This window comes from Pseudonocardia halophobica, from assembly GCF_027922425.1.
Lineage (GTDB): Bacteria > Actinomycetota > Actinomycetes > Mycobacteriales > Pseudonocardiaceae > Pseudonocardia > Pseudonocardia halophobica.
This window is the reverse complement of the sequence record NZ_BSFQ01000300.1, coordinates 1-512: the sequence shown is the minus strand read 5'-3', so window position 1 is coordinate 512 and position 512 is coordinate 1. Positions and strand designations below refer to the sequence as shown.

Genomic DNA, 512 nt, shown 5'->3' with positions numbered 1-512 from the left:
CGGGGCCGCCGTTCGGGGACGGTGGTGGCCGGGTCCGCCCGGCCACCACCGCATCGCCGTCGCCCCGGAAGTGACGCGTGCACGAGGGGCGCGCACATCGGAGGCGCCAGCGCCTCGACGAGCCCAGGAGGGGCGCCATGGACGACCGAGCACGTGACCGTTCGCCCGACCGGGTGGGCGGCGGCAGGTCCACCCGAGAGGGGCGGCCAGGCGGCCGCCGGGTCCGGGTCGGCCTGTTGGCCGATCCTGGTGCGCCTACCGATCTCGCCGCCGCCCTCCTACCCGACCTGTCCGAGGTGCTGGCCGCACAGGTCGACGACGCGACCGAGTGGGTCGTGGGCAGCGAGACCCGAGAGATCCCGCTCGACGAGCAGGGCCTGGTCCCGCTGGAGTCGCTCGCGCAGGAGCACCGCGAACGCCAGGAGTGGGACGTCATGATCGTGGTGACCGACCTGCCCCGCCGGGTCGGGACCCGCCCCGTCGCCACCGTCCTGGTCGAGCGCGCGCGCAGC

At 75.8% G+C, this 512-nt stretch carries 1 pseudogene; it reads left to right on the top strand.

Going from position 1 to position 512, the window contains the following annotated elements:
- Positions 1-137: 137 nt before the first annotated feature.
- Positions 138-512 (top strand): annotated as a pseudogene (locus PKE99_RS38715) (hypothetical protein); the annotation flags it as partial.